The 24,009-nt window shown below is 61.9% G+C and carries 13 protein-coding genes; 8 read left to right on the forward strand and 5 right to left on the reverse strand.

The window, feature by feature from the left end; genetic code table 11:
• Positions 1 to 26: 26 nt before the first annotated feature.
• The 4 genes from VGJ96_07835 to VGJ96_07850 all read left to right on the forward strand — a co-directional run bounded on the left by VGJ96_07835 (position 27) and on the right by VGJ96_07850 (position 1,816).
• Positions 27 to 326, forward strand: coding sequence for a nucleotidyltransferase domain-containing protein (locus VGJ96_07835; protein HEY3287014.1), 300 nt, complete (start codon positions 27 to 29; stop codon positions 324 to 326).
• Complete coding sequence (locus VGJ96_07840) at positions 316 to 675, forward strand: HepT-like ribonuclease domain-containing protein (GenBank protein ID HEY3287015.1); 360 nt, start codon at positions 316 to 318, stop codon at positions 673 to 675. Before VGJ96_07835 ends, VGJ96_07840 begins: the two co-directional genes overlap by 11 nt.
• 199 nt (positions 676 to 874) lie before the next feature.
• Positions 875 to 1,300, forward strand: a complete 426-nt coding sequence (locus VGJ96_07845) for a hypothetical protein (GenBank protein ID HEY3287016.1) — start codon at positions 875 to 877, stop codon at positions 1,298 to 1,300.
• 78 nt (positions 1,301 to 1,378) lie between these two features.
• On the forward strand, positions 1,379 to 1,816 hold the full coding sequence (locus VGJ96_07850; protein HEY3287017.1) for a hypothetical protein: 438 nt from the start codon (positions 1,379 to 1,381) through the stop codon (positions 1,814 to 1,816).
• Positions 1,817 to 1,961: 145 nt separating this feature from the next.
• Here the strand turns inward: VGJ96_07850 and VGJ96_07855 are convergent, their stop codons facing one another.
• The 5 genes from VGJ96_07855 to VGJ96_07875 form a co-directional block, all read right to left on the reverse strand.
• Positions 1,962 to 3,380: a hypothetical protein gene (locus VGJ96_07855; protein ID HEY3287018.1), complete on the reverse strand. Its 1,419-nt coding sequence runs from the start codon at positions 3,378 to 3,380 to the stop codon at positions 1,962 to 1,964.
• A 181-nt stretch (positions 3,381 to 3,561) separates the two neighbouring features.
• Positions 3,562 to 6,651 (reverse strand): type IV secretion system DNA-binding domain-containing protein, encoded by a 3,090-nt coding sequence (locus VGJ96_07860; protein ID HEY3287019.1) that lies wholly within the window; start codon positions 6,649 to 6,651, stop codon positions 3,562 to 3,564.
• 1 nt (position 6,652) lies between these two features.
• Positions 6,653 to 7,309, reverse strand: coding sequence for a hypothetical protein (locus VGJ96_07865; GenBank protein ID HEY3287020.1), 657 nt, complete (start codon positions 7,307 to 7,309; stop codon positions 6,653 to 6,655).
• Positions 7,310 to 7,353: 44 nt separating this feature from the next.
• The gene (locus VGJ96_07870; GenBank protein ID HEY3287021.1) at positions 7,354 to 8,547 is read right to left on the reverse strand and encodes a DUF87 domain-containing protein; all 1,194 of its coding nucleotides are present in this window, start codon (positions 8,545 to 8,547) and stop codon (positions 7,354 to 7,356) included.
• A gap of 139 nt (positions 8,548 to 8,686) precedes the next feature.
• On the reverse strand, positions 8,687 to 9,580 hold the full coding sequence (locus VGJ96_07875) for a helix-turn-helix domain-containing protein (protein ID HEY3287022.1): 894 nt from the start codon (positions 9,578 to 9,580) through the stop codon (positions 8,687 to 8,689).
• A gap of 353 nt (positions 9,581 to 9,933) precedes the next feature.
• On the opposite strand from VGJ96_07875, the gene VGJ96_07880 reads away from it, so the two are divergent.
• From VGJ96_07880 to VGJ96_07895, 4 genes are all read left to right on the forward strand, one after another.
• Positions 9,934 to 15,213, forward strand: coding sequence for a DEAD/DEAH box helicase (locus tag VGJ96_07880; GenBank protein ID HEY3287023.1), 5,280 nt, complete (start codon positions 9,934 to 9,936; stop codon positions 15,211 to 15,213).
• A gap of 323 nt (positions 15,214 to 15,536) precedes the next feature.
• The gene (locus tag VGJ96_07885) at positions 15,537 to 18,044 is read left to right on the forward strand and encodes a helicase-related protein (GenBank protein HEY3287024.1); all 2,508 of its coding nucleotides are present in this window, start codon (positions 15,537 to 15,539) and stop codon (positions 18,042 to 18,044) included.
• A 209-nt stretch (positions 18,045 to 18,253) separates the two neighbouring features.
• Positions 18,254 to 21,925: an N-6 DNA methylase gene (locus VGJ96_07890; GenBank protein HEY3287025.1), complete on the forward strand. Its 3,672-nt coding sequence runs from the start codon at positions 18,254 to 18,256 to the stop codon at positions 21,923 to 21,925.
• 123 nt (positions 21,926 to 22,048) lie between these two features.
• A complete protein-coding gene (locus VGJ96_07895; protein HEY3287026.1) occupies positions 22,049 to 23,974 on the forward strand; it encodes an ATP-dependent helicase in 1,926 nt (641 codons plus the stop codon).
• The last annotated feature ends 35 nt before the right edge of the window (positions 23,975 to 24,009 follow it).

The raw sequence follows: 24,009 nt of genomic DNA on the forward strand, positions 1-24,009 counted from the left end.
AGCCCCCTCGGGAGTAGGTTCTTCTCATGTCGCTCCTCACGAACATCCTCGCGAAGCTCCGCGCCCACGAAGTAGAACTTCGTGAGCGCGGCGTTCTGCACGTCGCGGTGTTCGGCTCGGTCGTGCGTTCGGAGCACCGAGCGGACAGTGATGTGGACCTGTTCGTCGACCTCACCCCCGGTGTGGCCGACGACTTCTTCGCTTACGCCGGAATAGCGGCTGACCTCGAACAGATCGTGGGGCAGGACGTGGACGTCGCCCGGCGCGACCGCCTCCGTCCTCATGTGCGTCCCAGCGCCGAGGCGCAGGCGGTGTATGCCTTCTGAGGTGCCGCGCGAACGGCTGCAGGACATCGTCACCAACATCGATCGGGTGCGCGCCCACCTGAAGGGCCTGAAGCCCGGCGCCGAGCTCGACGACAAGACGCGCGACGCGGTGGAGCGGTGCCTCGAACGGATCAGCGAAGCCGCCAAGAAGCTCGGCCCGATGATCGAGGAGCGGCAGCCCCAAGTCTCGTGGCGCGGCATTCGCGGTTTGGGCAACGTGCTCCGCCACGAGTACGATGCCGTGGACGATTCGACGATAGAGAGAATCGTCGAGGATGAACTGGGGCCGCTGCGGCAGGCGTGCGTGAGCGAGCTGGCGGTGCGCGGGGACGACGAGGGCGCGGCTTGATCACGCTCCGCTGGTGCTGCTGACGGGCTCGCTTGTTCGTGACTCGCCGGCTCACGGAGTGAGTGACTGATGTGTTGCTTCTTCAAGAACGCCCGGCGAGACGCCGGGCGTTCTGACTTGCAGGAAGCCGCCTGAACGCCATCTTCTGGGCGAGATTGTCGACCGTACACAATTTGTTCACCGCCAACGAGAGGCTAGAATGAACCGCATGACGGACGTCATTCCCTCAGTTCTTCCCGTCCTCGCGATAGGCATCCCGTTCTTCAGGAGGAGAGAGAAGTCGCTCTCTGTGGTGACGATAGAGGTGTTGCGACAGAGTATTGGCAAGCTAAAGCAGTTGGACGCTGTTGAGAGAGAGAAGTACGCGGAGAATGTCCGAGGGATCTTCGCGGCTGAAGTGAAGCTCGCACGTGACCTAGAGGAGCTCGATCCAACGGAAAGCAGGAAGCTCCACAGACAATCTGAGAAGGACGAAGTTGAGCTGGTACGATTCCTCGCAGACCTGGGGGTCGGTAGACACTCACCGGACGTCCAGAGGAAGCTCGACGAACTGGTTTCGCAGGCTCACCAGGCGGTGGAGGACTATGAGAGACACAAGAAAGGCCGGGCAGATCGTGACGGCTAGTTGCACGTTCGGCGCAGCAGCCTTCAGATGAGCGGAATGGTTCACGGTGCGCCTGCATTTGCCGCGCGAGGAGGGTAGATGGACGAGAATCAAGTGATCAAGCGAGGCTGCGGATGCATGGTGATTGCTGGCCTCACCGTGTTGGCGTTCAACGTGGGTATGAGAATGCTCACTGCCGGGCACGCATCCGATCTTGCGGAAGTAGCGTTTTCAGCCGCTATGCTTGGCGGTCCGGTGCTGCTCACCTCGTTGCTCTGGCATTTCACGCCTCGGGCTCCCGCACCACCTCCGGCACCGTCCAGATGCCAGAAGTGCGCCAGCACCGCGATAGCTATCGTTAGCTCCGACGTTCACTACATAGAGACTACGGAGACGATTACCAAGCGCATTACGCACTACACGTCGTCCGGTGAGGAAAATGGGTATTCAGAGTTCGACGAAGAAGTGCCAGTAACGCGTTCTATCGTCTCCACCAGTCGCCGCTGCGAATCCTGCGGCTTCCAGTGGAAGACCTGACAGGCCTCGGCGGCGAGTCACGCGTTGCGCTGCTTCCTGGCCCCCGGGAGGTTACAGGTTGCATTGCGATTCTTCGAAGATCAACCGTTGACTGCGGCTTGACCTCGGCATGTGGGTTGCGGGCCGAGGTCGCTGAGTCTCTCGATCATTTTGAAGGCGGCTCCGGTTTGCTCACGGCACTCTGAAGATTATCAACCGCCTGCAGGGCAGATCGCCTTGCAACCCGCCGGCTAGGCATCCACGAACCGCCCAGCGCATTCACGTACACGAAGGCCTGCAGGTGCAGACGCGACGTCGTCGCCGTCAACGAATCGGCATCAATCGAGACGAAGAATTTCTGCTTTGTTCCGGCGAAGCGGCCCTCGTCGGTCTTCTCCGCGACGATCACTAGCGTCTGCTCATCCGACTGTAGCAGTTGGAACTTGTCGTTAGCAAATGAGCTACGCACCACCTCGAACACGCGCACAGGAGATCCTGCGATCTCGCGGTCCACACCCGGATCGAATGCGGCGCTGTCTGCCTGCGTGCGCATCAGTCGTGCAAGTGCATAAGCATCGCCCACGTGCGGTGCGCGCGCCGATGTGCCGGTAACCGACTCGTGCCCATCGTTGGTGAGCGTGCCTCGTGCAGCGCTCGGGGCAGCTCCCACCCCAAACTCCTTCGCGTCCGCGAGCGTTCCAGTGACAGGGCCGCACTCTAGAAATCGCAGGACCAATCCGAGCTCCTTGAACTCCGGCCGCGGCCAGCAGCTACGCGACTCTTCGCTCATAGAGAGCGCCGGCGTGTCGAATCGCACCGCATCCTTCTTGCCATTCGCGTCTTCAATCGCTACGAAGCACGTGGACGGCTGGTCGACTCGCACACGATCAAAGTCGACTTGCGGTACAACCAAGGATGCACCGTCGGAGTACCTCAAGCCTCTACGCGTGACAGCTGCTTGTTGGCCGCATTGGAGGCTCGCTGACACCGGCAGTATTCCGCCGACGAATCCGACTCTGAACAGCATGTTCCGGGAGTAGGTCCATCGCGCGCTTACGATTCTGGGAGCGAGAGTCTGGAAGCCCTCGGTTTTCAACACGGCGCTCGAAACGAACTGCATGTTCCGGTCAGTCTCGACCTTGAGCACTACTCGACGTACGACCGTTTGATAATAGATCGGCGCGTGCTGCGGGTCCGAGTAGTCAAATGTGACAAACGACGAAGCTCCGCCGGACATGAGCGCGTTGTCGAGTCGCGGTTCAATATCCACGATACGATAGGGGAATGCGGTCCACGTGATCAGACTGCCCATGCCGGACTCACCCGTGTTAGATGCGGACAGTTCCGTCAACCGCTTTGCCCTCGCGGCCTGATCGAGTTGCGCCCACTCATAGCGTGGATGCGCCGCATGTATGCGCGCAATGTCCGCCGGCAGTTCTCTGTCAAACGCGAGGAAAGCGGCAGAATCCCCACGCGATGCGACGGCGATGAGTTCGCGCAATCTTGCCTCAATCATTTGAGTCGACTGGGCGGCGGCCAGCCGTGACGCGCAGGCAACCGCCACCACGGCTACGATGATCCTCATTCCGACCTCACGGTTGGTTTCGAGTGTAACAATGCAAACCTGCGGGCAGTCCAGCCATCACACAAGACAGTGCGCCCGGCACGTCTATTCGGCATCAACCACGTACGTCTCTCGGCTCAGGTTCGTGTGTTCCGAATGAAACTTCTCCGGCTGCTACAACACTTCTGCACGCCTGACACGACTAGCCTTGAACTCCTGTATCGGAAGTCGACTTCCTCTTCCTCTGCGCCAACCACGCATCCAGCTCATCCCGCTCATACAGCACCCTCCGCCCCACCTTGAAGAACGGCGGAGAATCCCCACTCCACCGCAACTTGGCGAGCGTCTGAGTCGCAAGGCCGAGGTACTCGGCCGCATCCTCCGCGATCAGCATGCGCTTGCCCGCCGGGGCATCGTCCGGCCCCTGAGGTTGCGCCTGTGGCCTTTTCGGCTTCTTGGCTTCGTCTCGCGCAGCGTGTGCCTCGAACTCCTCCAGAAAGGCGATGAACCCGTCCGGCGAGACAAACCGAACCCGCTTGTCGTAGTGTCCGAAGAGCGCTCGCGCCTCGACGAGAGTCTCCTCCTCGGGACTGATGAGAACCGCATAGCCGAACCCGGCCGACAAGCACTTGGAGAGATTCTGCGTCTCGTGCTCGGCGCCGGTGCTCACCGAGATCTCACACCCGATCGACAGGTCGCCCCTCTGAAGGTGAACGTCAATGTGGCCGTGTCCATCGAGCACGGGCCGCTCCACCGTCACGGTGTACCCGCGGTCCTCGGCGAGCTTTCGAACAAGCTGCTGCAGGTACTTGTGTTGCGGACCTCCTCGGCCCGGAAGTCGTTCTGCGGCCGGCGCCGGCGCCGGCTGGGACTGAGCCGGAGCCTCCGCCTTCGAGGCTCGCCGTCGTTTCGGCGCAGGCGGCTTCCCCTCGTCGTCCCCCTGCTCCTCTGCGATGCTCGCTCGCAGAATCGCCTCGACCTCGGCTTTGGGCTTCGCGTAGCGAGCGCGTGAGGCTTCGATCACTGCGGCGCTGCGCTCACGTGCCGTCTGCTCGGGCACGGGCGGCAACGGAGTCGTCCGGAGGTTGAAGTCGAAGTCCGGGCGCTCGATGCGCGCTATCGCTTCACCGAGGCCAAGGTTCTGGAGATCCTTCGCCTCGAAGAATGAGAATCCGTCCGCGAGCGTCCGTGCGTCCTGGTCGCCGACACGAAACACGAGACGGGTGTACGCGTTGCCGAGCACGGCGCCGGCAACTTCCTCGCTCCGACTCTTGAGCTGGCGCATCTCCTGATGCGCGAGCGTGAGGCCGAGTCCGTACTTGCGGGCACCGGAGAGGATGGCGGCGATGGACGGTGTGATGAAATGATGGAACTCGTCAATGTACAAAAAGAACGGCACGCGCCCCGCGGCGGCCTCGTCCTGCCTGCTCATCGCGGCTTGCGCAATCTTCGCGACGACGAGCGAGCCGAGCAGATGTGAGTTCTCCTCTCCGATACCGCCCTGCGACAGCTTGGCCAGGAGGATCTTCCGACCGTCCATGATGGCCCGCATGTCGAGGCTTTCCTTCTGGGCGACCATGTGCCGAATGAGCTTCGGGCGCAGGAAGGTGTTGAGACGGGTCAGGAGCGGTGCATGAGGCAGTCCCTTCAATAGCGCGAACTCTTCCTGCCAGTACGACACCACCTGATCGTCCTGCACTGTCTCGAGGAAGCGGGCGCGGAAGCTCTTGTCGATAAGGAACCGCCGCAGATCGATGAGCGTCCCGCCCTCGGAGCTTTCGAGGAACGCGAGGATGGCGTTCCCGAGCACAGTCGACATCTGGTCGCCAAACGTCGTGGAAAGGCGCTTGAAGACCGCCGCGAGATCTGAGGAGAGCAGCGTGCGTTCGAGTTCCGAGTGGGCGGACAGGATGTTGAAGCCCACTGGAAAGGCTTCATCGGCCGGATCGAACACAATGACGTCGCCGGCACGCTCGGCAGGAATGCGAGCGAGCACGTCGTCGATCAGGTCGCCGTGCGGGTCGAGCACCGCGAAGCCGTTACCGGCGGCGATGTCCTGCGCGATCATCGACAAGAGCAGCGTGCTCTTGCCGGTGCCGCTGGCGCCGATGACATACGTGTGACGTAGCCGTTCTTCGGCGGACAACGAGACCTTGCGCGTCTCGCCGTCGTGTTCGTTGGTGCCAATGAGCAACGCCTTCCCGAGCGCAGAAGCGGGCGCTGCCTTTGTGCGAGAGCCCTGCCGCAGCAGCCGCTCTGAGCGCACCGAGGCCGACGGCGGATGTACCAGCGTCAGCACTTCTGAGAGCGATAGTAACATGCCGCTCCGGTGCGTGGCGCGATCCAGCAAGTCTTCCATCTCGACGTCGAAGCCGTGATCGCCTGAGTCCGCGGGGGCGAGTTCGTTCGACTCGGAGCGTGTGGCCCCAGCGACGGCGTACGCCAACCGCTGCCCGACGTCCACGGCTCCGTCTTCATCGGCCGCAATGGCCGCGATCCGGAGCACTGCTGCATAGGTTGGTTCGGAGAACTTGGTGCGAATGAGGGACATCACCTTGTCGACGTCGTCGATGCTCGCCGCGAAGTCCTCGAACTCCTTCTTCCACTTCGGGCTGGCCGGAGCCAGAATCACCTGGACGACGCCGAGTTCCCCAGCGGTCAACTGATCGAGCACTCCGACGATGCCGATCAATGGGTCAGCGTCGAGCCGGTCATCCGAGCGGAGCTGCCGGAAGACACGCTCCTGCAGGCCCATTCCGACGACGATGGCGTGGCCTTTGTCGCGCGTCCACGCCGTGCGCAGAACGTCCGTTCCTTGCCGGAGTTTGGCTTCGGGGAAATGGGCACGCGTCGCCCCTACGACCGAGATTCGGTCCGCTGCGCTGCATGAGATGACGAAGGTCACCCGCTCGGGTGACCCGATGATCTCCATACTGAGCGGTTCGGCAACGCTGTGGAGCGACGCAAGCCAGCTTCTCGCCGCACCCGCCTTGACGACGAAATCACGCGGCAGGAGCAGTTCGAACTCAACGAGGTCGCTCGGACCATCGTATCGCGCGGTCTCCGGTTCCTCCGGATCTTCCGCTACTGGCGCCGGCCCGCGCGCTGCTTCCTTCACGCGCTCGAACAAGCCGGGCCGGCGCCCGTCATCAAGCACCGGCTTCCGCGCGCGCTTGTTCGCGAAGAGCGGAGTGAACGCCGGCTCCACGGCCACGCGACCCGGTGACGGACGCACGCCCCGGGTCTGGGACTCCCAGTCGTCAAAGAGGCGCTGGAGGTCGTGCGGATGCATGCTACGCGAGCGCCTTCTTGGACTGCGGCTTCAACTTGTCGGCCGGAATCTCGGGCAGCTTGTTGAGCGTGAGGATTCCTCCAACCACCTGCACGACTATCCGGTGTACGGTTTCCTCGAACATCAGGCGTGTGTCCTCGGAGAAGTACGTCACCGGCTTGACGAACTTGGCGTACAGAACGCCGGTGACGGGCATAGCAAGAATCACATCCTCGATCGCGTTCCATCCATCGGAGGCGCTGCTCCTCAGAATGGCGAAACCGATCACGACGGCCAGCAGTGCGAAGATGATGCCCTTGAAGAAGCCCATGACACTGATGAATCCGAGAATGATGATCGGCAGCCCGATGAGCGTAGCGCACCCCCAGAGGGCGGCGAAACCGGGCGTCCGCTTCACCAGCCACCACGAGAAGAAGAAGTCCTTGCCGAACGGGGCGCCGCAGATGTCAAACCGCAGGCGACCATAACTCACACCGAGGTACACTCGCTTCGCGGAGAGCAGCCCGTGCTCCGGCACCTCGATCCGTTCGATACGAATGTCAGCCACCTCCTTTGCCAGAATCGCCTTTTCAACGGCCGCGTAGAAATCGAGCGTCGAGGTGCTGAGTCCGTCGACGGATTGATGCCAATGCGAAATGACCTCTGCCGACTGCGCCACTCTGCCTCCATTCAAAGGGATCGAACCACAAGAAGAGAGCGCCGTCAGTCGCTCAGCGATAGGGGCGGAAGCGTGGTGGCCGAAAAGGGGCGTGAGGGTTCGCCGTCGATGAGAAGCCGGATGTAGATGTGATAGAGGGGCAAGGAGATGAAATCCTCCGCGGCGAAAGTGGGCGCGAACTCGCGCGCCAGGAAGGCCCCGTCGGCAGCGCCGACGCGAAACGCAATGAGGGTACCGGCGTTTCCAAAGACGGCGTCGCGAATGGCAGGGTCGACTTGCGAGAGGTGCTGATTGGCGAGAACCATCCCGACCCGGAACTTTCGAAGTTCGGCGAGCATGGTGGCAACGGAGAGCGTGGTGAAGGTCTGGAACTCGTCGAGAACGATGGAAAAGTCCCGGCGTTCGCTCTCAAGAACGTTGCTTCGTGAGATCGCCGCGAGTGCAATGTGCGAGAGGAGGAACGAACCGAGCGTTGCCGCCGGCCCTTCGCCGATGAGTCCCTTGTCGACGTTCACGAGGAGGATCTTCCCCTCGTCCATGATGCGGCGGAGATCGAGTGGCTCGCCGGGTTCGACGAGGATGCGCCGGAGCGTCGGGTCGGTGAGGAGGGCGCCGATCTTGTTCTGCAGCGGTGCCACGACGACGGACCGGAAGCCCGGCGAGTACTTCTCAAACTCGTTGGTCCAGAAATCCCGAACGATTGGATCGTCAATGGACTCGACCACTTGCGAACGAAAGGTGCGGTCGGCGATGAGTCGCGGAATGTCGGCGAGCGTTGAATCGGGCCGTTCGAGGAGAGTGAAGACGACGTTGCGAAGCAGGTGCTCCAGACGAGGTCCCCAGTCGTCCGACCAGATCTTCTTGAACACCTCGACCAAGCCGGCTGCCGCCAATGCGCGCTGGCTCTCGGGGACGTTTGCTAACGGGTTGAATCGGAGTTGAAGTGTCGGATTTGTCGCGTCGAGGAAGACGATCGCGGCACGCTGGTTCAGCGGTATGCGAGCTGCGACAGCTCGCACGAGATCGCCGTGCGGATCGAACAGTGCACTTCCCTTCCCAGCCGCGATGTCCTGAAGGACAATCGACTGCAAGAGCGCGGACTTGCCGGTGCCGGTCTTTCCGAGGATCGCGATGTGACTGCGGCGGTCGACCTGACGAATGCCGAAGACCCGCTCATTGCGGGTGGTGTTCGTGCGCGCCAACAGTGTGACGGTATTGCCATCAGGGCGTTCGTTCATCCCCAGATTGTCTCCGAACGCTTGTGCCGATGACAGAGGGAACGGCATGCGTTCGGCACACTCTGATACCGCTCAAATAGAAAAGACCAGCGACGACGTCGCTGGTCTGGGTGGGTGCCCATGTTTCCCTGTGGATCGGTTATCCGTCTCCGGCGCGATCCTCCCCCTCGGGGACGACCGTACCGAGCGGTCTGAACCATCTGATCGTCGCTCCGTGTTTTGAAAGCGTATGAAATGAAACGTGATGTGCCAGCGCATCGAAGGTGTAGTGCTGCCGGAATTCGCTCACCGACACGCCGAGTTGATCTCGTACGTGACGCATGAAGCTCTGGGGTGACGAGTAGTTCAGGCGGCGCGCAGCCTGAGCCGCCGAGACGATCGGCTGCTCAAGGAGCGCGGCGGCGAACAACAGCCGGATGTAGGCCAGGTACTTCTTGGGCGACGGAAGCCCTGCCCGAAAGAACCGGGAGTTGAGCGAGCTCTGCCGCACCCGGAGCCCAGCGGCGAGGACGGTGGCCGATCCGACGAACGGCGCTGCCCGGACGAGGTAGTTCACGAAGAACTGCATCTCTTCGGACGCCTCCTGCAGGCTGGGCTCCAGCGCCCGCGCTACGCGGTTGGCCAGCTCCCATTCGGCGCGGGTGATGAGGTCCCTCAACCGGGACAGGCCGTCCCGACTGGACACGTCGACCGCGTCGCGGACGCCGTAGCGGCCGAACGCGAGCAGGGTGTCCGAGAGGCTCGGGGTCCAGCCGCCCACCACCGCGATGAGAGTGCCGCCGCAGGTCACGGCGAGCTTGCCGACCTCGGGCGCGGAACGGGTGGTCATGGAGTCCTGGCCCAGGAGGACGGCCCGGACGGGCCGTTCACGAACGACTGACAGGGCTGCCGACACCGAGGCCAGATGCACCGGCCGGGCGACCTCGCCAAGGGCCAGCGTCAGCCGGTCCTGTAGGGTGGAGTCCACGACGGTGACGACGTCGGCCGTGGGTCGACTGTCAGAGCCGGGCTCCTTCTTGCAGGGTGCGTACATGGGTAGGTCCTCCGCTATCGAGCGTGGAAATACGAGACGCCGCCCTCCCGCCGAGGCTATCGGCAGGAGGGCGGCGCCCATGGGATGAAAGAACGGATCGCTGGCGGCCTAAGCCGCTACGATTCCACGCTCGATGGTACGGTCAATCGGTGGGGGTGTGCAGAGGGAGGATTGTGCGCGGGGTGCACACGGAAGGGCATCGCATCGAGGCCCTTTTCAAGCCACTCGCAACTCCCTCTGGGATGCGAAGTTAGCCGGGGTTGTGGGTCACTCGCCCGAGCGCGACCTTAGAGGGAACCACGGCCGGTAGGCAGCGATGTGGTGTTGGGGAGCGCGCAGCCACGAGGAGCTGGATGGACGTCTTTGATCTAAGATCGCGCCTGGTCGCCGACTACCAGAGCTACACCCGAAGCTTCATCAAGATTCGGGACCCTCGAATCGCGGCCCACGTCGATGACGCACTCAATGCGGGCGCTTTTTGGCCGGAACCTCTACTGCAGCTTAATCCGACGTTCCTGGCCGGCGGCACGGTCGACGATCTAGTCGCAACGGGCGTCCTCCATTCGGAATGCTCGAAGATCTTCCGAATCGACAAGTCCGACAGCGATCTGACCGGCAAGCAACTTCAACTGCACACGCACCAGCGCGATGCGATCCTCAAGGCAAAAGAGGGCAAGTCCTACGTCCTGACCAGCGGCACCGGCTCAGGCAAGAGCATGACGTACATCGTGCCGATCGTCGACCACGTCCTCCGTAACGGAACTGGCCGAGGCATACAGGCGATCGTGGTCTATCCGATGAACGCGCTGGCTAACAGTCAGGCGGAGGAACTGAAGAAGTTCCTTGAAAAGGGATACGCTGAGGGCCAGTCGCCGGTACGGTTTGCCAGATACACCGGACAAGAGAAGGGCGACGTGCGAGAGGAGATCCGCCGGAATCCGCCGGACATCCTGCTCACGAACTACATGATGCTGGAACTGCTCCTAACGCGGACAGAAGATCGCGAGTTGGTGCGGGCCGCGCAGGGGCTTCGCTTCCTCGTCTTCGACGAGTTGCACACCTATCGGGGCCGGCAAGGAGCCGATGTAGCCTTGCTCGTCCGGCGTTGCCGACAGGCCTTCGGAGGCCACGATGCGATTTGCATCGGCACGTCGGCGACGATGGCCAGTGGCGGGTCGACTCATGATCAGCGTCGTGAAGTCGCGGCCGTCGCTCAGACACTATTTGGCGTGGAGGTTGGCCCCGAGCAAGTGATCGGAGAAACGCTGGAGCGTGCAACTCCGGAGGTCGACCTCACGAGTCCGTCCGTACTCGACACAATCCGCGGGGCAGTCGCGTCGGACTCGGCGCCACCAGAGGCGTACGACGCATTTCGCGTGCATCCTCTCGCCTCGTGGATCGAGTCGACATTTGGCGTTCGGGAAGAAGCGGACACCAAAGTACTGATTCGCCAGCTTCCGCGCCGTCTGGAAGGCGACGACATCGAGCACCAGATGAGCGCCGCTACAGAGCTTGCGCAGATCACGGGTGTCGATGCAAGCCGTTGCAGTGAGGTGTTGCGTCGTTTCCTGCTGCACGGGTCGAAGCTGCGGCGTACAGAGTCGAGTCGCTTCCCGATCTTCGCGTTTCGGCTCCATCAGTTCTTCACGCGCGGCGATACCGTGTGGACCACAGTCGAGGGTGAAGATCAACGATATCTGGACCTCGCCAAGAAGGCGGCGAAGCCTGGAGAACCTGAAAAGCCGCTCTTTCCGCTCGTGTTCTGCAGGCACTGCGGTACGGCGTACTACCGAATCAAGGTGACTTCCCAGGACGGCGAACGGCGAGTGATGCCGCGCGAAGATCGCCGCGAGAGCGACGATGATGGCGCGAGCGACGCCTACCTGTATGTGAGCGCGGAGGCGCCATGGCCGCGCGCAGATGGACCGGCGGTATTGAATCGGTTGCCGGAGTTCATGAAAGAGACCACTGCCCAAGGCGTCGAACGCGTAAGCCCGAGCTCTCGGGCGGACGTTCCTGAACCGGTGTTTGTCGATGCACGGGGATACTTGGTGTCTGAAGGCGAGGGGCTCGCCGCCGCCATTCTCCACCGCAAGTTCGTCTTTTGCCTGGAGCCTTCATGCGGCGTCGCATACACCAAGACGCAGCGGTCGGAGCGCAACAAGCTGACGACGCTTGGCGTCGACAACCGAAGTACTGCCACGACGATTCTGGCGGTGCGCTCGCTGATTGAACTGCAGGCAGATCGCGAGTTGAAGCCTGAAGCGCGCAAACTCCTCAGCTTCACGGACAATCGGCAGGATGCCTCGCTACAAGCGGGCCACTTCAACGACTTCGTACAGGTCGCACTCCTGCGCTCGGCACTCCACAAGGCAACTCAACAAAAGGGGTCTGCCGGCCTCACTCACGGCGAGCTATCGCGTCACGTCTTTGACGCCATGCAGCTACGCTTCGACGAGTATGCCGCAGATCCGGATGTCCGTGGCCCGGCAAAGAACGCGACGGATGACGCGCTCCGGCGCGTGACCGACTACTTCCTGTACCGCGATCTGCAGCGTGGCTGGCGCGTCACCGCGCCAAACCTCGAGGACTGCGGCCTTCTTCGGTTTGACTACGAAGGCCTCACCGGTCCAGACAGTTTGCTTGAAGAAGCGGACCTATGGAACGTCGGGTTCTCCGTTCAGGATGGCCGCGATGCCGAACGCCTCGTCGAGGTGCCGGCTTCGCTACGAGGCTGTCCGAGTGAGGTCAGAGAGCAGATCCTTCGGACTTGCCTCGATGTCATGCGGCGCGCGCTCGCGCTCAAGGTGGATGTGTTGGATCCGCAGAAACAGCTGGATCTGGTCGAGCAGACCAAGCCTCGGTTGCTCGAGGAGACGGTCTGGTACTTGGAAGACGCGCGCGACCTCACTCGCGCAGTCGTTGCTTACCCGCGTCCGAAGCGGCAGCACGACCGGGACGGCTTATTCATCTCGTCCTACGGCGCGTTCGGTCGCTATGTCAAACGGTCTCTAGCTCCCTCGCTGCCGGAGGGACACGCTCTCGATCGCGTAGAGGTCGACCAGGTCATCCGATTCCTGTTCCTGTCGCTCAAGCGATACGGCATCGTGGAACAGGTCCGGAGTGGACGGGACGATGAAGATCCGGGATACCAACTGAACGCGGACGCCCTTCGGTGGCTTCCAAGCGATGGCGAGGTCCGCCCGATCGACCGCACGCGGTTGTTGGAGACGGGCGAGATTCCACCGGAAGTGAACCGATATTTCGTCGAGTGTTACCAGCGCTTCGCCGACCTGAAGGTTGTTCTTGAGGCCCGCGAACACACGGCTCAAGTGACCTCGGAAGATCGTGAAGAACGCGAAACTCGATTCCGCACGGGCGACCTTCCCCTGCTCTTCTGCTCGCCGACGATGGAGCTTGGTGTCGACATCGCCCAGCTCAATCTGGTGAACCTCCGCAACGTGCCGCCCACGCCGGCCAACTATGCACAGCGGAGCGGTCGTGCTGGGCGCGGCGGGCAACCGGCTCTCGTCTTCACGTACTGTGCGGGTCGCAGCCCGCACGATCAGTTCTTCTATCGAGAGCCGAGCAAGATGGTTGCGGGCTCAGTCGCTCCGCCACGTATCGACCTGCGGAATCGGGATTTGTTGCGTTCGCACGTCAACGCGATTTGGATGGAAGTCGCCAAGCCGGACCTCGGCAAGACACTCACCACGGTCGTCGAACTCACTCCGGCAGACGGCAAGCTTCCATTGCCGGTCAAAGACCACCTGCTTCGGGAGCTGCGAAGCCCGGCTCATCGGGCGGCAGCGCTGGCCAAGGCGACCGAGCTGATTGCCGGCCTCCGTGGGGAGCTTGGAACTGCGACCTGGTTCCACGATCACTGGCTTGAAGAAGTCCTCGATCAGGTAGAGCGCAGTTTCGATTCGGCGTGCGAGCGCTGGCGGAGTCTGTACCGCGCCGCTGTGCGCCAGCGCGAGCTGCACCATCGGATCATCGGTGATCATTCGAGGCCGGAGATGGAGCGGAACCACTCGCGCCGGTTGCGGGCTCAGGCGGAGAGCCAGATTCGCCTGCTCACGGAGGCTGAAGGAATCTACGAGGGCGACTTTTACTCCTACCGCTACTTTGCCGCCGAAGGCTTCCTGCCCGGCTATAACTTCCCGCGCCTGCCCTTGTCGGCGTACGTGCCGGGACGCCGACAGCGGAAAGGTCGCGACGAGTTTGTCTCTCGCCCTCGGTTCCTCGCCATTTCCGAGTTCGGACCACGCGCGCTCGTCTACCACGAAGGCGCGCGCTACCGAGTCTACAAGGTCAATCTCGATTTCGGTTCGGCCGATACAGAGGCCACGCACGACCTCGTCACGGCCACGCTCAAACGTTGCGCGCGGTGCGGGTACGCTCACCTTGAGCAGGGCAACAACCTTACTGAGGTTTGCGACCGGTGCGGCACGGCCTTGGACGGCCCGGCGCGCATCGAGAACCTAGTCCAACTCCAGAACGTGAGTCTCAAGCTCGCGCAGCGCATCACCTGCGACGAAGAAGAGCGGCAGCGCTTCGGCTACAAGCTGGTCACGTCCTACCGGTTCCCGGAAATCGGCGGCAAACAGGATCGGAAGGACGCCGAGGTCTACAGCGACGGCTCACTCGTGCTCCGAATGAGTTACGGCGATTCGACCGACCTCTATCGCATCAATCTTGGGTGGTCCAATCAGCGAGGGACACAGCCGCCGGGATTCAACCTCGATCTGGAGCGTGGCTATTGGTCGCGCAACCAGGCCGACGACGAGGATCAGGACGATGCGGCGTCGCAGACGAGGATCCAGCGTGTCGTGCCGTACGTGAAGGACACCAAGAACGCGCTTGTCCTTCGATTTGAGCCGCCCCGCTCCAGTGCGGAAATGGCTGGCCTTCAAGCGGCATTCAAGCAGGCCATTCAGCGGCACTTTCAGCTTGAACCGCGCGAGATCTCATGCGAGCCGATGCCTTCGCCTCAGGATCGTCAGGAAATCCTCTTCTACGAAGCGTCGGAGGGTGGCGCTGGCGTGCTGCGCCAGCTCGTCGAGGATCCGGCCATCCTGCCCCTGTTGGCGACGCGGGCACTCGAACTCTGCCACTACGATCCGGCCTCGTTGACGGATCGGGGCGCGAGCTATTGCGGGAAGGCGTGTTACGAATGCCTCCTCGATTATGGCAACCAGCCCGATCACAAGGACCTCGATCGCGATCTGATCCGCGATCTCCTGGCTGAGCTCTCGCGTTCGGAGTGCCGTCCAGCAGGTGGGATGGGGTCGCGCGTCGAGCGCATGGCCGCCCTCCGCAAGCGTTGCGACAGCAAGCTTGAGCAGAGATGGCTGGACATGGTCGATAAGCTGATGCTCCGGCCGCCGAGCGATTCGCAATACCTGATTCCAGGCTACTACACACAGCCGGACTTCTTCTATCGCGAGCACAACGCAGCGATCTACGTCGATGGCCCCCCGCATGATGAGGCTGACCAGATCCACAAGGACGAGCAAGTGACGAAGGCGCTGATCGAGATGGGTTACATCGTGGTCCGTTTCCACCATAAGGAGGATTGGCTCGCCATCTTCCGACGCCATCCCGACGTGTTCGGCGCGCCGCAACGATGAGTGCCGCTGCACTTTCCAAGCCAGGGAATCTCGTCCACGCGAGAGGGCGCGAGTGGGTCGTACTGCCCGACTCAACCGATGAGCTCCTGATCCTCCGACCGGTCGGCGGACTGGACGAGGAAGTCACGGGGGTTCTGCCAGCAGTGGAGCCGGTGACGTCGGCGACGTTTCCTCTACCGGGCGCTGCCGACTTAGGCGACTTCGCGTCGGGGCGTCTACTTCGGGATGCCGCGCGACTATCCACACGGGCCGCTGCCGGGCCGTTCAGGAGCTTTGGGCGAATCGCGGTTGAACCGCGTCCGTATCAGTTGGTTCCCCTGATGATGGCGCTGAAGCTCGACCCCGTACGACTTCTGATTGCCGACGACGTCGGTATCGGCAAAACAATCGAAGCGAGCATCATCGCACGTGAACTGCTGGATCGCGGTGAGATCAAGCGGATGGCCGTGCTTTGCCCGCCTCACCTTGCAGAGCAGTGGCAGGGTGAGCTGGCGGAGAAGTTTCATATCGATGCCGAACTCGTGCTGTCCAGCACGATTCAGCGCCTTGAGCGCGATCTGCCGCTCGGAGTCTCAGTGTTCGACCACTACCGGTATACGGTGGTGTCGACAGACTTCATCAAGACGCCACGCCACGCGGATGATTTTGTGCGTCGATGCCCGGAGTTCGTGATAGTCGACGAGGCGCACGGCTGCACGCTTTCGGGCGGAATAGGGCGCGGCAGACAACAGAGATTCGACCTGCTGCGGAGAGTGAGCGAAGAGCCGACGAGACACGTTGTTCTGGTCACCGCAACGCCCCACAGCGGCAACGAAGAAGCGTTTCGGTCATTGCTCAGCCTGCTCGATGGCAAATTCGCGGACCTGCCACCGGACTTGGATCGCTCCGGACGCGAGGGCCTACAACGAAACCTGGCGCGACATCTCGTTCAGCGCCGGAGAGCCGACATTCGGCACTATCTCGAAACCGACACCGCCTTTCCTGAGCGAAAGGATAAGGAAGCTACTTACGCGTTCAGTGCCGGTTATAGGGCACTTTTCGACGAGATTCTCGCGTTTGCACGCGACTACGTCATGGTCGATGGCGAAGAGAAGCATCACCAGCGCGTGCGGTACTGGTCCGCTCTGGCCCTGCTGCGCTGCGTGTCGTCGAGTCCTGCCGCTGCTGCCGCGACGCTACGGAGTCGCGCGGCGGTGGATGAGGCTGGTGATGAGGACATTGACGAGGTTGGTCGACGGACGGTCCTTGATCAAGGAGACGATGACGACACCGTAGCGATCGACTTCAGCCCAGGATCTGACACGGAGGGCGGCGGGGACGCCACACGTCGTAGACTGTTGGCCTTCGCCCGCCGGGCCGAGGCGATCGAACCGGCCAACGACCTGAAACTTCAGGGCGCCGTGCGGGAACTCAAGGCACTCTTGAAGGATGGCTTCCAGCCAGTCGTATTCTGCCGGTTTGTCGATACCGCTGAGTACGTCGCCCGTCGCTTGCGCGAAGCGCTGCCCACCAAAGTACGCGTTGAAGCGGTAACGGGGCTGCTCCCCTCGGCGGAGCGAGAGTCCCGCATTGGAGAACTAGTCGGCGAGGACGGCGACTATGTGCTGGTGTGCACGGATTGTCTTTCGGAAGGCATCAATCTGCAGCAACACTTCAATGCCGTGCTGCACTACGACCTAGCTTGGAATCCCACGCGTCATGAGCAGCGGGAGGGACGGGTAGATCGATTCGGCCAAAAGAAGGACGAGGTTCGTGTCGTCACCTACTACGGTACGGACAATCCGATTGATGGCGTGATCTTGGACGTGCTGATTCGCAAACACAAGAGCATCAAGAACGACCTTGGTGTTGCCGTGGCGATCCCGGGCTCGAGCGAACAGATCGCTGAAGCACTGTTTGAAGGTGCGCTGTTTCGAGAGAGCACGCGCGCGGACCGTAGCCAGCTGACGCTGGACTTCATCGACAACCTGCCGACGAAGAAGAAGGCCATTCATGCGGAATGGGATAGCGCTCGCGACCGCGAGAAGGTCAGCCGATCGCGTTTCGCACAACATTCGCTGAGTCCCGAGACGGTGGCGACCGAGCTGCAAAACGTCCGGGCAGCCATCGGCCGAAGCGAGGACGTTGCACGTTTCGTGACTGCCGTACTTCACGCGGCCAGCGTGCCGGTCACGATCAAGGACAATGCGGTGACTGTGCATCTGAGCAACGACATAGGGCGTTCACTGCGTCAAGCAATCGGAAGTAACGAGACGTTCACGGGTCGATTCGACCTGCCGCTCGCGGACAACGAGGTCTACCTGGGTCGCACCGGTCCAGTGGTCGAGGGACTCGCGAGCTGGACTCTCGATCAGGCGCTCGACTCGGTGGCTCGCGAGGGCCGCGCGGTAGCGGCTCGCTGCGGGGTGATTTCGACTTCATCTGTGGCGGCGCGCACGACGCTCGTCGTTGCGCGTTTCCGCTACCAGCTGAAGGTAGGGAGTTCGAATGCAGAGGCGATCCTCGTCGAGGAGATTGTGCCACTTGCGTCCACCGGCTCCACAGCTGAGGCGGCGTGGCTCACACCGGAGGAGAGTGAAGAGCTGCTGGCGGCGCGTCCCGACCGCAACCTCCTACCAACAGCCATAGAGCAGCAGCTCGCCTTTCTCCTTCCGACGCTTCCTACACTCCAGAGGAGCCTCGAAGCTGTCGCTCAGGCGCGCGCCGGCGCGCAGCTCGCCGCCCACGAGCGCGTTCGAGTGGCCGCGCGCGCGAAAGGGAAGGTCACGATCGAGCCCGTGCTTCCTGTGGATATCCTCGGGGCGTACGTCGTGCTTCCGCGAATCGGCTGACGATGACGCATCGGAACCAAGACTTCCAAACCGTGCGCTCAGAGGGCGGCCTCCTGCCTTCGGACTTGCTTCGTCGGGTACTTGATCCACGCTCAAGCCCACTGGGCACCACTCCTGCGGACTACGGCCTGCCACCAGGGGAGCGTCTCAGCGAGAGCATCACTCAGTCCTGGAACCGCCTCAGGAAGCACTGGGCGGAGTTTCGCTCGGTGACCGCCAAACTTCCTGATGGAGAAGCCGGCACCGGAGTGACAAACGACAAGTGGAGTTTGCCGCTTCTGCGGGAACTCGGCTTCGGCCTCCTTCCGACCACTACCAGCCCCGAGGCCGGTGGACGCACCTATGCGATCAGTCGATTCTTCGGCCCGGTGCCCGTACACCTCGTGGGCTGTGGACTCTCTCTTGATCGTCGCGCCGCAGGTCAGCGTGGGGCAGCTTCGGTTAATCCACACGGACTCGTTCAGGAGTTTCTGAATCGAAGCCCGGACCATCTCTGGGCCTTGCTCGGTAATGGCCTGCGCCTGCGCGTGCTGCGAGACAATCACGCGCTTTCGCGGCAGTCGTTTCTTGAGTTCGACCTTCAGGCGATATTCGAGGGCGAGCTGTATTCCGAGTTTGTCCTGTTTTGGCTGGTGACGCACGCCACGCGCTTCGCGCCGCGCGAGGGTGATAGGCCGGATTCCTGCTGGATCGAGCAGTGGACTGCGGAGGCGGCGAAGCAGGGCACCCGCGCGCTCGAAGGTCTTCGCGATGGCGTCGAGCAGGCACTTCAGGTTCTAGGCGAGGGCTTTACGAGTCATCCCAAGAACATTGTTTTGCGTGACCTGCTCCGCAGCGGGCAGCTTCCGCTCCCGGACTTTCACGGACAACTGCTGCGCGTTGTTTACCGACTGATTTTCCTCTTTGTCTCGGAGGAACGTAAGCTCGACGGTCAATCACTCCTCCACCCGCGGGATGACTCCATTACGGCTCGCACCTCGCGAGAGCGCTTTGCCCTTTACTACGGAAGCGCCCGACTGCGCGAACTCGCCGGGAAGATCCGAGGGAGTCGTCACAGCGACCTGTGGCGCCAGTTTCAACTTGTCGCCGGTGCACTCTCGGGTGCGTCGTCCTTTGCGGCGGTTCGCCGAGACTTGGCTTTGCCCGCGCTGGGCAGCTTCCTGTGGAGCGGTGATTCGACTGCTGCGGTGAACAATGCCGAACTCACAAACCACGATTTTCTCGAAGCCCTGCGACACCTTTGCTTCACACGCCAAGGGAAGATCCTCCGCCCCGTCGACTACAGGAACCTCGGCGCCGAGGAACTGGGAGGGGTTTATGAAAGCCTGCTAGCGCTCACGCCGCAGGTTAGCGCTGACGGCGCACGATTTTCCTTTGCTGAGTTCGCTGGCAGTGAGCGCAAGACCTCCGGCTCCTACTACACGCCTGACTCGCTGGTCCAGTGCCTGCTGGACGCCGCCCTCGATCCGGTGGTGGAGGAAGCGATCAAGGGTAAGTCCGGCGCCGAGGCTGAACAGGCCATTCTTGGCCTCAAGGTATGCGACCCCGCCGTCGGTTCCGGACACTTCCTCGTCGGCGCGGCCCATCGAATGGCCAGGCATCTCGCCCGCGTCCGAGCACTGGCGCAGGGCGAGAGTGAGCCATCACCAACTCTGTACCAGCACGCCCTGCGAGACGTGATCGGTCACTGCCTATACGGTGTGGATGTGAACGCTATGGCGGCCGAGCTGTGCCGCGTGAGCTTGTGGCTCGAGGCGCTGGAGCCTGGAAAGCCACTCTCATTCCTTGATCACCATATCCGCGTTGGCAATAGCCTCCTTGGCGCGACTCCTGAGCTGATTGCCGGCGGTTTGCCTGACGCCGTATTCACCGCCATCGAGGGCGACGACAAGACGTTCTGCTCCGCGTTGAGGCAGCGAAACAAGCAAGAACGCAGCGGTCAGACGGACATGCTCCACCTGATGGTGGCCGAGCCGACGAGTGAGTACGACTCAATCGTGGCGCGTACTCGTGACATCGACGAGGCACCGGACGACACGATCGAGGCGATCCGACGCAAGGAGGAGCAGTTCGGTCGGCTGGTTGTATCTCCGAAGTATCGGCACGCACAACTGGTCGCCGACGCCTGGTGCGCGGCGGTCGTCTGGCGCAAGCAGAGAGACGCGGCTGCGGATCCACTAACGACCGAGACGCTGCGGCGGGTGGAGGCAGATTCTGGCGCGCTGACAAAGGCTCAACGCGCCGAGGTTGAGCGCCTCGCGGAATATTACCAGTTCTTTCACTGGCATCTGGCCTTCCCAGAAGTGTTCGCGAGTGGAGGCTTCGACTGTGTGCTCGGCAATCCGCCGTGGGATACGCTGAGCCCAGACCAGCGTGAGTTCTTCGGTAAATGGGTAAGCGGTATTCGCTCCATGGCGCCGGAACAGCAGCAGGCGGCAGTTGCCCGCCTTCTCGAGGATCCCGAGATCGCATCGCGCTGGTTGTCGCATTGTCGCGACCTCTTTGCGTTCGTTCACTTCCTCAAGAACAGCGGTGCATTCACTCTATACGCGGCCGGGAACCTCGGGAAAGGCGATTTCAACGTCTATCGCATGTTCGTTGAACTGGCTATCCGGAAGACGCGCCTTGGAGGGTTTGTCTCGCAGGTCGTTCCAGCCGGTTTCTATGGTGGCGCGAACGCGTCTGCGATTCGCAAACACGCGCTTGACGATAATCGCCTTTGCTTTCTCGCCGGCTGCGAGAACAAAGGCGGTGACTTCTTCCCGGGTGTGCATTCGCAAACGTGGTTCGCTGTGTACGCCCTGCAGCGCGGCGGCAGAACGGTCCGGTTTCGCGTTACGTTTGGCGTTGACTCCATCGCGAAAGCGCTACGCGCCCGCACGGATTCCATGGAATTGGAGGCGGACGTCACCCGCCAGCATGCGCCAGACACGTACGCCATCTCTGACCTTCGTAACGTCGCCGAGCTGACCACGAGCAGGAAGATGTACTCGGCGTGTCCGGCCCTCGGCGACCGTGTTGCCGGTCCACCCTTCCGCCACTACATGCGAGAGGTGGACATGGGCAACGATCGCGGTCTCTTCACGGAGGATCCAGCGGGCCTGCCCGTGTACGAGGGACGGATGATCGATCACTTCGACCACCGTGCGAAGGCGTACGAATCCGGCCACGGCAACAGCTCTGTGTGGATCGAGCGGGAGTTCGGCGACCCGGCTAAGGCTATTGTCCCGCAGTGGCGTGTGTTGCGAGAGAATATCCCCGGCAAGCTGGGCGACCGCTGCGATCAGTTCCGCATCGGATTCTGCGATGTCGCGAACCCGCGCAATGAACGCAGCCTCACCGCGGCGCTCATCCCGCCCGGTGTCGTCTGCGGCGATAAGGTCCCGACCCTCGACTTTGGTCTTAGTGATGAATGGTTCATTCTTCCTTGGCTCGCGGTCGCGAACACCCTCGCCGTGGATTGGATGGCGAGATGTCGACTGACGGCGCCAAAAATGGCGTTCAGCCTGCTCGACAGCCTCCCATTTCCGCGGCCCGGGCTGCCGGATGCCCTTGTGCAGACCGTCGCACCTGTGGTTCTGCAGCTCGTTTGCACCGCACCGGAGATGACGCCGTTTTGGAATCGCATGGCCAAGCTCGGATTCGTAGAACCGGTCGCCGAGGGCACAGTCCCGCCCGCAGCCTTCATCGAGCCTACCGCCCGTGCCATTGCCCGTGCCAAGCTGGACGCCCTAGTTGCCTTCCGCGTCTTCGGCCTGAATGCGCAGGAGTTGGCTGACCTCATCGACACTTTCGGAGTGCTTCAGCGCCGCGAACAAAGAGAGCACAAGGAATTCCGCACCAAGCGCTTGGTCTTGGAGGCGTTCGCGACGCTGGCTTGAAGCAGCCCTGCTCGGCTGGCGACGTTGCTCCAAGCGCGGGGAGACGATCAAAGACCCACTGCGTACCGCTGAGGAACGCACGATGGACGCATCCTTCGGTGCTTCCAGGAGAAGTCTGCTCTAATGGCATGGAACGACAATCTGCAGGTTGGCACGCCGGCGCACAGCATCGCTGCGTCCGTCCATACTCGCATCCGGGTACTCGCAGGTCCCGGCACCGGTAAGTCCTTTGCGATGAAACGTCGTGTGGCCCGCCTCCTTGAGGTCGATGGTATCAGCCCCACACGACTCTTAGCTGTGACATTCACGCGCGTCGCAGCCGAGGATCTCCATCGCGAGTTGATATCGCTCGGAGTGAATGGCGCCGACCAGTTACGTGGCAAGACTCTTCATAGCTTGGCGATGGCCATACTTATGAGGAACCATGTGTTGGCAGTAATGGGGCGAACCCCACGCCCGCTCAACAAGTTCGAGCTTGAGCCGTTACTGGCTGACCTCAGCCGCACTCACGGCGACAAGCATGCCCGCCGTCGCTTGATGCTCGCGTATGGCGCGGCCTGGGCACGCCTGCAAGCACAACAACCGGGCTACGCGCGCTCCGCAGCCGATCAAGCGTTTGTGGATGACCTTGTTGCTTGGCTTAGGTTCCACAAGGCAATGCTGATGGATGAGATCATCCCCCACCTGCACCAGTACTTACAGGCTAATCCCGGTGCGCCCGAAAGGACCGAGTATGAACATCTGCTCGTCGATGAGTTTCAAGATTTGAATCGGGCGGAACAAGATGTCTTACATTTCTTAGGACAGGCCGGCTCGATTTGCGTCATCGGCGACGACGACCAGTCCATCTACAGCTTCCGGCATGCTCACCCCGATGGCATTCGCGAGTGGGCCACCCTGCAACCCACTGACGAGCATGCCATCACCGAGTGCCGTCGGTGTCCGACCACAGTCGTCAGGATGGCGAACGCTCTGATAGCGCAAAACACCGGTCGCGTTGCCGGTCGCGCGATGACGGAGCGTGCAGTCAATGGCCCTGGAGACGTTGCAATACGGCAGTACAGTACGGCCGACCAGGAGGCGGAAGCAGTTGCGACGAAGATCGCCAGTTTGATCGCGGCCGGCGTGTCGCCTGGTGAGATTGTGGTGCTCACGCAGCGCGCCACCTTCGCGGAGCCGATCTTTGAGCGCCTGCGAGCGAGCGACGTTCCCGTAAAGTCATACTACGCGGAAGCCGCGCTGGATTCGCTGGAAGCCCAAGAGCGGTTCGCCATCCTCAAACTTCTCCTGGATTCGGAAGACCGGGTCGCTCTTCGATGGCTGCTTGGTCGCGGCAAGAGCGACTGGCGTACTACCCCTTATCGCCGTCTGATGGCCTACGTCAATGCGCACCATGCCTCACCGTGGTTGGCCATGAGTGCGTTGTCAGCAGGAACCCTTACGCTTCCTTATACAGCATCTCTGGTTGAACGCTTCAAGGAGATCCAATTGGAGATGGGGTCGTTGCGCGCGGCAGCAGATCTCGCCGAGTTCGTACGACTTTGGCTGCCAGCGTCGCCGGCTACGACGCTCTTGGCTGAGGCGGTTGCGGAATGCAGCGATGGATTGACTACTCAGCAAGAATTGTTCGATGCGCTGTATGCGACCATCACTCAACCTGAAGTTCCAATAGAAGTCTCGGAGGTGCGCATCATGAGCCTCCATAAGAGCAAGGGGCTCAGTTCGCCATTTGTCTTCATAGTTGGCTGTGTGGAAGGGCTGCTGCCAGCGCAAGCCGACAGCGCCATGACTCCAGACGAACAGATGAGGAAACTCGAAGAGGATCGTCGCCTGTTCTACGTTGGCATCACCCGTGTCAAAGCAGATCTTCCACAAAGAGACGGTTACTTGGCGATCACATACGCCCGCACGATGGCCGCGGCTGCAGCCTTCGCGAGCCAGATTTCACCGGTGCGCGTGAGTCGGGGAACCGCTCATCTACAGGCGAGCCGTTTCATCGGAGAGATGGCTCCGCATGTTCCGGTCGTACAATTCAATGCACCGTTGTGAATCGCCGTTTGTGAGCGGGTGGACATGGGGACTTC

Source organism: Gemmatimonadaceae bacterium (genome assembly GCA_036504815.1).
Lineage (GTDB): Bacteria > Gemmatimonadota > Gemmatimonadetes > Gemmatimonadales > Gemmatimonadaceae > PNKL01.